Consider the following 8,553-nt stretch of genomic DNA (forward strand, 5'->3'; position numbering starts at 1 on the left):
CGATGACAACCGCCCTGATGGACGAGCGCAGCACCGGCCTCCAGGTGCCGAGCACCCGGCGGCCGAAGGCGTCCAGGTCGAGCGAGACCCGCGGAGCCTGGCTCCTGCTGTCGCCGTACGCCGTCCTGCTGCTCGTCGGCGGCATCGTACCGGTGGGGTACGCCGTCAAGACCGCTCTGGAGAAGCCGCCGACACCGCTGGACCCGAGCACCGGGTTCGGCGGCGTCACGAGCTTCAAGACGGTGTTCACCGACTACCGCTTCGTCGACACGTTCCAGAACGTGCTGGCGACGCTGGTGATCTGGTTGCCGATCATGATGATCGGCATCGTCGGGCTGGCGCTGCTGATCCACGCCAGTCCCGGACGGTTCGGCTCGGCGATGCGGTTCGTGTACTACATCCCCGGCGCGCTGGCGGGGATCGCGAACTTCGTCCTCTGGGTGTACCTGCTCAACCCGGGGCAGTCGCCGATCGAGGGCTTCTGGCACGCGATCGGCGTCGACACGATCAAGCAGGCGGTCGCCGCGCCCGGGCAGCTGCCGTTCGTGCTCACGGCGATGATGTTCTTCCAGGGCGTCGGCTCCTGGATCGTCGTGGTGAACGGCGGGCTGAACGGCATCCCCGACGAGATCTTCGAGGCGGCCGCGCTGGACGGCGCGAACGCGTGGCAGCTCGCCTGGCACGTGAAGCTGCCGATCATCCGGCCGTGGATCGGGTACGCCGCCCTGATGAACCTCGCGTACGGCTTCCAGCTCTTCCTCGAACCGCAACTGCTGGACCAGGTGGCGAGCAACGCGCTGCCCGACCAGTGGACGCCGACGCAGCTCGGGTACGCCTTCGCGTTCAGCAACTACAACTTCCCGGCCGCGGCGGCGATGTCGCTGATCCTGCTCGTGATCACGCTCGGCATCGGCTTGCTGATCGTGTTCCGCAGCGGGCTGTTCGGCGAGGAGGACAGCTGATGATCGAGAACTGGAGCGCGGGCCGCCTGGCGCGCGTGGTGTCGATGCTGTTCGTCGCCGCGATCTTCCTGGTGCCGATCGCCGGCTTCGTCGCGATGGCCTTCCGGTCGAACGACGGCGTCGAGGCCGGCAGCGGGGGATTCCTCGGTCTCGGGGACATTGCCTGGAGCAACGTCCGGTACAGCTGGTCGCAGGTCAACGGCTTCGGCCCCGAGGGCGGCCTGTTCACCCGCTGGCTGACGAACTCGCTGGTCGTCGCCGGCGGCGGTGCGATCCTCGGCGTGGTCGCGGCGCTGCCGGCCGGCTACGCGATGGCGCGGCTCCGGTTCCGGGCCCGCCGGGCGGTGCTGGTGATCACGCTCGTCACGATGGTGATGCCGAACACGGTGCTGGTGATCCCGCTGTTCCTCGAGGTGAACGCGGTCGGAGCGGTCGGGCAGCTCTGGCCGGTCGCGCTGATCATGGGATTCTTCCCGTTCGGCGTGTACCTGTCCTACATCCACTACCTGACCACGATGCCGAAGGAACTCGTCGAGGCCGCCCGGCTGGATGGGCTCGGCGAGGTGTCGGTGTTCTGGTGGATCGGCCTGCGGATCTCCAAGCAGGTCGTCGTCCTGGTCGCGTTCTTCGCGTTCGTCGCGAACTGGACGAACTTCTTCCTGCCGCTGGCCTTGCTGTCCTCGAACCAGCAGAACCAGACCGTGTCGATCGGTCTGCAGCAACTGATCGGAGCGAGCCCGTTGTTCAACCCGACCGTCGCTGCCGGCCTGGACGTGAAGCTCTACATGCCTCAGCTGGCGCTCGCGACGTTCATCTCGATGCTGCCGCTGCTGGCCGTGTTCCTCGGTGCGCAGCGCTTCCTCATCCGCGGTGAGACGGTCGGGGCGGTGAAGGGCTGATGACCGGCCTGCCCGAGTTCTCGCCGCACCCCGGCTACACCCTGGACCGGCCGGCGAACCCGCGCCCGATCGTGATCGTCGGCGCCGGCGGCATCGTGCGCGACGCTCATCTGCCCGCGTACAGCAAGGCGGTTTTCCCGGTCGCAAGCATTACCGATCTCCGGCTAGACCGCGCGCAGACCCTCGCCGCCAAGTACGCCGTACCTGAGGCGTACGACGATGTTGCTGCCGCCGTCGCCGCCGCGCCGGACGACGCGGTCTACGACATCGCCCTCCCGCCCGAGGCCCACCTCGAGGTCCTCGAACAGCTGCCCGACGGCGCGGCAGTACTGCTCCAGAAGCCGCTCGGCAACCACCTCGCGGAAGGCATCCGGACCCGCGAGGTCTGCCGCCGCAAGGGCCTGGTCGCCGCGGTCAACACCCAGTTGCGGTTCGCGCCGTACGTCGCGGTCGCGCGCAAGCTGATTGCCGACGGCATCATCGGTGAGCTGTACGACGTCGAGGTCCGCGTCTCCGTCCGGACGCCGTGGGAGATGTTCCCGTACGTCCTCGAGCTCGACCGGCTCGAGATCAACATGCACAGCGTCCACTACCTGGATCTGGTCCGCTCGTTCCTCGGCGATCCGACCGGCGTGTCCGCGGTGACCGTGCGGCATCCGTCGAAGTCGCACGCCAACAGCCGCTCCGACATCGCGCTGACGTACGGCGACCGGCCGCTGCGGGTCGTGGTGTCGACGAACCACGATCACCACTTCGGCGAGCGGTACGAGGAGAGCTACGTCAAGTGGGAGGGCACGAAGGGCGCCGTACGGGTGCAGCTCGGTCTCCTGCTGGACTACCCGCGCGGCGGCGAGGACCGGCTCGAACTGGTCACTGACGACAGGCTCGCGGAGGGCTGGCGGCCGGTGCCGTTCGACGGGTCGTGGTTCCCGGACGCGTTCATCGGCTCGATGGGCGTGGTGCAGCGCTACCTGGACGGGTCGATCCCGTCGCTGCCCACGTCGGTGGAGGACGTCTTCCGCACGATGGCCGTCGTCGAGGCGGCCTACACGTCCGCCGCGAACGGCGGCGAGCCACCGCCGTACGACGCTTGAACTACGACCTGAGAGGACCGACGAGTGGTGACGGATCTACCCCTGACCGGGGTCACCGTGCTCGACTTCAGCCAGTTCCTGGCCGGGCCGGTGGCGGCGCTGCGCCTTGCCGACCTGGGCGCGCGGGTCATCAAGATCGAGCGTCCCGGCAGCGGTGACGCCGGTCGGCAGTTGGCCTTCGCCGGCCGGACGGTCGACGGCGACAGCATGTCGTTCCACGCAATGAACCGGAACAAGGAGAGCATCGTCGCCGACCTGAAGGACCCGGCCGGCCTGGCCCGGGTCCGGGCGCTGGTCGCGACGGCCGATGTGGTGGTCTCGAACTTCCGCCCGGGCGTGATGGAACGCCTCGGCCTCGACTACGAGACGGTCCGCCGGATCAACCCGGGCATCGTGTACGGCAGCGTCAGCGGGTACGGCGACACCGGCCCGTTCAAGGATCGCCCCGGGCAGGATCTGCTCGCCCAGTCGATCGCCGGACTGCCCTGGCTGAACGGTTCCCGCGACAATCCGCCGGTGCCCGTCGGGCTGGCGGTCGCCGATCACCTGGCCAGCTGTCACCTCGCGCAGGGCATCACCGCCCTGCTCGTACGGCGCTTCCGCACCGGTCGGGGCGGGCACGCGCAGACGAGCCTGCTGGAGGCGCTGCTCGATCTCGAGTTCGAGCTGCTGACGACCCGGCTCAACGATCCGTCGATCGAGGTCCGGCGCAAGGGGATCCGGTCGGCGCACGCGTTCCTTCCGGCGCCGTACGGCATCTACCCGACCAGCGACGGGTATCTGGCGATCGCGATGAACCCGGTGCCGACGATCGGCCGGCTGCTCGACCTGCCGGAGGTGACCGCGATGACCGATCCGCAGTCGTGGTGGGACCGCCAGGAGGAGATCGAGGACCTGCTGTCGGAGCGGCTCAGCACCCGCACGCGCGACGAGTGGCTGGCCGTTCTGGACGCCGAGGACGTCTGGTGCGCGCCGGTCCTGACGCTGGACGAGCTCGTCGGGCACGAAGGCTTCCGGGCGATCGCGATGACGCAGCAGCTGCGGCGGGACGGTCTCGACCTGACGACGACCCGCAGCCCGATCCGGATCGACGGGCAGCGGCTGACCAACTCGCGACCGGCGCCCCGCTTGGGTGAGCACGATCCGGTCGACGTGGAGGAGATCGCATGACGACGCTGCGGGGGATGACGTGGGAGCATCCGCGCGGGTACGACTGCCAAGTCGCCGCGGCGAAGGAGTACGCCCGGCGTACCGGCGTCGACGTGCAGTGGGAGTACCGGTCGCTCCAGGCCTTCGCCGACGAGCCGATCGCGGGTCTCGCCGCGCGGTACGACCTGCTCGTCGTCGACCATCCGCACGTCCCGCTGGCGGCCGGACTGCTGGCGCCGCTGGACGGGGCCGGGCACGACGCGGAGCTGGCAGCGCTGGCGGCCGATGCCGTGGGCAACAGTCATGCGTCGTACGCGCACGACGGGCACCAGTACGGTCTGGCCACCGACTCCGCTGCGCAGGTCGCTGTCCACCGGCCGGATCTGCTGCCGGCGCCGCCGACCGACTGGGACGGCGTCCTCGAGCTGGCCGGCGAAGGCCGGGTGCTGTGGCCCGCGAAGCCGATCGACGCGTACTCGACGCTGTGCACGCTCGCGGCCAACCGCGGTACGCCGGTCGCGGCCGAGCCCGGACGCTTCCTCGCCGAGGACGACGCGGGCGCCGTCCTCGACCTGATGCACCGGCTCGCGGAGCGGGTACCCGACTGGTGCCTCGCAGCGAATCCGATCGAGGTTGCCGAGGCGCTGGCGCGCGAGGAGCGCTGGGCGTACGCGCCGCTGGCGTATGGATACACGAACTATTCGCGGCGCGGCTTCCGGCCGTACCGGCTCAAGTACGTCGACATTCCGGCCGGGCCGCGCGGCGTCGCGGGGTCGCAGCTCGGCGGAGCGGGCATCGCGGTCTCGGCGTACAGCAAGAAGCTTGACGCGGCCCGTGCGTACGCCATGTGGCTGGCGTCGCCGGAGGTCCAGTCGGGGGTGTACTACGACGCCGGTGGACAGCCCGGGTACGCCGCGTCGTGGGACGACGACCGGCTGAACGAGGACTCGTGGGACTTCTTCCGAGGTACCCGGCGGACGCTGGAAGGTGCGTGGGTGCGGCCCCGCACGGCCGGCTACATGGAGTTCCAGGACGTCGTCTCGCCGTGGGTCACCGCGACCCTGCGGGGCGAGTCGACCGACACGGAGCTGGTACGGCGCGCGAACGCACTGGCCGAACGACTGCTGGGGGATCGATGAAGGTTGCGGACCGCTGGTTCGAGGACCACGAGATCGGGGAGACCCGGACGACCGTCGGGCGGACGATCACCGAGGCCGACATCGTGCTGCACGCCGGCCAGACGGGCGACTTCTTCCCGCACCACCTGGACGCCGAGTGGATGGCGACGCAGCCGGCCGGGCAGCGGATCGCGCACGGCACGCTGATCCTGTCGGTCGCCGTCGGCATGACCGCGGGCGACATCAATCCGCGGTCGATGTCCTACGGGTACGACAAGATCCGGTTCATCAAGCCGGTGTTCATCGGCGACACCATCACGGTGACCGCGGTGATCACCGAGAAGTCCGACCACCGGCGCACACCCGAGACCCACGGGTACGTTCACGAGCAGGTCAGCGTGACCAACCAGCGCGGCGAGACCGTGCTCGTCCTCACCCATCTCTACCTGGTCGAGAAGCGAGGACAGGCATGATCATCGACGCCCACCAGCACGTATGGGATCTGGACCGCTCGCCGTACGCGTGGCTCGGACCGCACGTGCCGCAGTGGCACCGCACGTTCACCTTCGACGAACTGCGGCCGCACCTCGTCCGCAACGGTGTCGATGCGACCGTGCTGGTCCAGTCGGACGACCACGACGGCGACACCGACCTGATGCTGGAGGTGGCGGATCGGCACCCGGAGGTCGCGGCGATCGTCGCGTACGTGCCACTCGACCGGCCCGACGTCGCCGCGGACCGTCTCGCGCAACTGCGGAGGGATCCTCGCGTCCTCGGGATCCGCAACCTGATCCACGACATCCCCGACCCGGACTGGATCCTGCGGCCCGACGTGGACGAGGGTCTCGGCGTCCTCGAGCGCGCGGGCGTGACCTTCGACTACGTCGCCGTCCTTCCGCGGCATCTCGAACACGTCCCGACGCTGTCGGAACGGCATCCCGGGCTGCGGATCGTCATCGACCACCTCGCGAAGCCGCCGATCGGCGAGGCCGGCCGCGAGCCGTGGTGGAGCCTGATCGAGACTGCAGCGGAGAACCCGCTGGTGCACGCGAAGCTCTCCGGTCTCTATCCCGAGGATCGGGAATCGATCCAGCCGTTCGTCGACCGAGCCCTCGACGTCTTCGGCCCCGGCCGGCTGATGTACGGCGGCGACTGGCCGATCTCGACGGCGGCGGGCGGCTACGACCAGGTGTTCGAGGGCTTGACCGCGGCGCTGTCCGGACTCTCGGACGACGACCGCGAACAGATCTACTCGGCCACCGCCCGGCGCTTCTACCGGATCACGACCGTTCCGTCGGCGGATGCTGTTCGAACGACGTCTTGATGTCGGCCAGCCGGCAGGTAGTCGGGGAGATGGCCCAGGTCGGACAGCCGGTCGAACAGGACGTTCGGCGCGACGTCGACAGTCGTCCAGGCTTGGTGGCTAGTCATGGGACTGCTCCTTGCGGAGACGGAGTTCGGGGAGGACCTCGGTGCGGTAGAGATTCATCATGTCGACGCTGTGCGGGCCCATGTTCGCGACGTACACCTCGTCGAACCCGGCGTCGACGTACGGCGTGAACGCCTCGACGTGGGTCTCGGCCTTCGGCCCGCAGGCGACCGACTGCGCGGTGGACTCCTTCGTGACCAGCTCACTGGCCTGTTCGAAGTGCCGTGGGGAGGGGAGGACCTGGGCGAGTTCGCCGGGAAGACCGGAGTTGCGCCAGATCCGGTGCGCCTGCTCGACGCCCTCCTCCTCGGTCGGCGCGTAGCTGACCTTGAACCCGGCCTGCGCCGGCTTGTCGAGACCGCCGTGGTCGCGGAACCGCCGGAGCAGGTCCCGGTCGGGCGACGTCGTGATGTACCCGTCCGCGATCCGCGCCGCGACATCGGTTGCCTCGGGCCCGAATCCGGACAGGTAGATCGGCAGCGGGTCCGGCGGCCGGGTGTAGATCCGCGCGGTGTCGACGGTGTAGTGCTTGCCGTGGTGGTTGACGAACCCGTCCTCGGTCCACAGCCGGCGCATGATCTCGACCGCTTCCTCGAGCATCTCCAGACGTACGTCGAGGGAGGGCCAGACCGATCCGAGGATGTGCTCGTTGAGCGCCTCGCCGGTCCCGACGCCGAGCGTGAACCGCCCGTTCAGCAGGACCGCGCTGGTCGCCGCCGCCTGGGCGATCACGGCCGGGTGGATCCGCACGGTCGGACAGGTGACCGCGGTCGTCACCGGCAGCTCGCACACCCGGGAGAGCGCGCCGATCGTCGACCAGACGAACGCGCTCTCGCCCTGCTCGTCGTTCCACGGATGGAAGTGGTCGCTGATCCACAAGGCGTCGAACCCGGCCTCCTCGGCCATCCGTGCCTGCTCGATCAGCTCCGCCGGCGTGTACTCCTCGCTGGACAGGAAATATCCGATCTTCACGCGCACCTCCGCGTCGTCGCTTGGCTTTCGGGTGCCCGATGCGGCGTTCTCCAATCAGATCCGCTACCGCCGGCCCCGGGCGAAGTACAGGGTCGCCGCGGTGACTCCGGCCGCCGCCGCGCCGAGCAGACCGCGGTGCCTCGACGCCCACATCTGGTAGCTGCGTGCCGACGAGCGCTCGTCGAAGGCTCCGTGCGCGCCGTAGTCGCGACTGCGGTCGTCGGCCGGACCCCACAGGTTCGCGGCTTGTTCGTTGGGCATGTTCGTCTGTTGTGACTTGTAGCCGGTCCGCCCGAGGTAGTGGTCCAGCAGGCCCGGCGCGAACTTGTTGGCGATCAAGGTCGCGGCGGTCGGCGCGCCGACCCAGTACTCGCGCCGGCGCGGATGGTCGGCGGCGTACACGATCGCGTCCGCGGCCACCTCGGGCTGGAAGATCGGCGGCACCGGCTGGGGGTGTTTCGGCAATCTGGACAGCACCCAGGAGAACTGCGGGGTGTTGACGGCCGGCAGTTGGACCATGGTCACGCGCACCCCGGACTTGTCGTGCAGCAGTTCGCAGCGCAGCGAATCGTGGAAGCCCTGGATCGCGTGCTTCGCCCCGCAGTACACCGATTGCAGCGGGATCCCGCGGTAGGCCAGTGCCGAGCCGATCTGCACGATCGTGCCGTGGTCGCGCGGTTTCATCCGCGTGAGCGCCGCCCTGGTCCCGTACACGTACCCGAGGTAGGTGACCTCGGTGGCGCGCTTGAACTCGCTCGGCTCGATCTCCAGGAACGGCGCGAACACCGAGGTGAAGGCAACGTTCACCCAGACGTCGATCGGGCCGAGTTCCTTCTCGACCTGATCCGCGGCGGCCTCGACCCGGGCGGCGTCGGAGACGTCGACCGGGATCGGCAACGGCGTTCCACCGGCCTCGGTCACTTCCCGCGC

General features: G+C 69.3%; 9 protein-coding genes. 7 read left to right on the forward strand and 2 right to left on the reverse strand.

The window, feature by feature from the left end; genetic code table 11:
* Positions 1–2: 2 nt before the first annotated feature.
* The 7 genes from ACWEOO_RS18135 to ACWEOO_RS18165 are packed head-to-tail and all read left to right on the forward strand — an operon-like array spanning position 3 to position 6,546.
* Positions 3–962 (forward strand): carbohydrate ABC transporter permease, encoded by a 960-nt coding sequence (locus ACWEOO_RS18135; protein ID WP_452143945.1) that lies wholly within the window; start codon positions 3–5, stop codon positions 960–962.
* Positions 962–1,861: a carbohydrate ABC transporter permease gene (locus ACWEOO_RS18140; RefSeq protein ID WP_452143946.1), complete on the forward strand. Its 900-nt coding sequence runs from the start codon at positions 962–964 to the stop codon at positions 1,859–1,861. Before ACWEOO_RS18135 ends, ACWEOO_RS18140 begins: the two co-directional genes overlap by 1 nt.
* Positions 1,861–2,955, forward strand: a complete 1,095-nt coding sequence (locus tag ACWEOO_RS18145; RefSeq protein WP_452143947.1) for a Gfo/Idh/MocA family protein — start codon at positions 1,861–1,863, stop codon at positions 2,953–2,955. The genes ACWEOO_RS18140 and ACWEOO_RS18145 overlap by 1 nt, the downstream gene beginning before the upstream one ends.
* A gap of 27 nt (positions 2,956–2,982) precedes the next feature.
* Entirely contained in the window at positions 2,983–4,125 is a 1,143-nt protein-coding gene (locus ACWEOO_RS18150) for a CaiB/BaiF CoA transferase family protein (RefSeq protein ID WP_452143948.1), read from the forward strand.
* Positions 4,122–5,243, forward strand: coding sequence for an extracellular solute-binding protein (locus ACWEOO_RS18155; protein ID WP_452143949.1), 1,122 nt, complete (start codon positions 4,122–4,124; stop codon positions 5,241–5,243). Before ACWEOO_RS18150 ends, ACWEOO_RS18155 begins: the two co-directional genes overlap by 4 nt.
* A complete protein-coding gene (locus ACWEOO_RS18160) occupies positions 5,240–5,695 on the forward strand; it encodes a MaoC family dehydratase (RefSeq protein ID WP_452143950.1) in 456 nt (151 codons plus the stop codon). The genes ACWEOO_RS18155 and ACWEOO_RS18160 overlap by 4 nt, the downstream gene beginning before the upstream one ends.
* The gene (locus tag ACWEOO_RS18165; protein ID WP_452143951.1) at positions 5,692–6,546 is read left to right on the forward strand and encodes an amidohydrolase family protein; all 855 of its coding nucleotides are present in this window, start codon (positions 5,692–5,694) and stop codon (positions 6,544–6,546) included. Before ACWEOO_RS18160 ends, ACWEOO_RS18165 begins: the two co-directional genes overlap by 4 nt.
* Before the next feature lie 99 nt (positions 6,547–6,645).
* Here the strand turns inward: ACWEOO_RS18165 and ACWEOO_RS18170 are convergent, their stop codons facing one another.
* Together ACWEOO_RS18170 and ACWEOO_RS18175 are read right to left on the reverse strand one after the other, a co-directional pair.
* Entirely contained in the window at positions 6,646–7,623 is a 978-nt protein-coding gene (locus ACWEOO_RS18170; protein WP_452143952.1) for a TIGR03557 family F420-dependent LLM class oxidoreductase, read from the reverse strand.
* 63 nt (positions 7,624–7,686) lie between these two features.
* The coding region (locus ACWEOO_RS18175; RefSeq protein WP_452143953.1) for an SDR family oxidoreductase at positions 7,687–8,553 on the reverse strand (867 nt) is incomplete at its 5' end.

The organism is Kribbella sp. NPDC004138 (genome assembly GCF_053603655.1).

What these genes read in the sequence shown, in the direction of transcription:
- ACWEOO_RS18160 (WP_452143950.1), top strand. Translation starts at nt 5,240, where the DNA reads ATGAAGGTTGCGGACCGCTGGTTCGAGGACCACGAGATCGGGGAGACC.
- ACWEOO_RS18140 (WP_452143946.1), top strand. Translation starts at nt 962, where the DNA reads ATGATCGAGAACTGGAGCGCGGGCCGCCTGGCGCGCGTGGTGTCGATG.
- ACWEOO_RS18145 (WP_452143947.1), top strand. Translation starts at nt 1,861, where the DNA reads ATGACCGGCCTGCCCGAGTTCTCGCCGCACCCCGGCTACACCCTGGAC.
- ACWEOO_RS18165 (WP_452143951.1), top strand. Translation starts at nt 5,692, where the DNA reads ATGATCATCGACGCCCACCAGCACGTATGGGATCTGGACCGCTCGCCG.
- ACWEOO_RS18135 (WP_452143945.1), top strand. Translation starts at nt 3, where the DNA reads ATGACAACCGCCCTGATGGACGAGCGCAGCACCGGCCTCCAGGTGCCG.
- ACWEOO_RS18155 (WP_452143949.1), top strand. Translation starts at nt 4,122, where the DNA reads ATGACGACGCTGCGGGGGATGACGTGGGAGCATCCGCGCGGGTACGAC.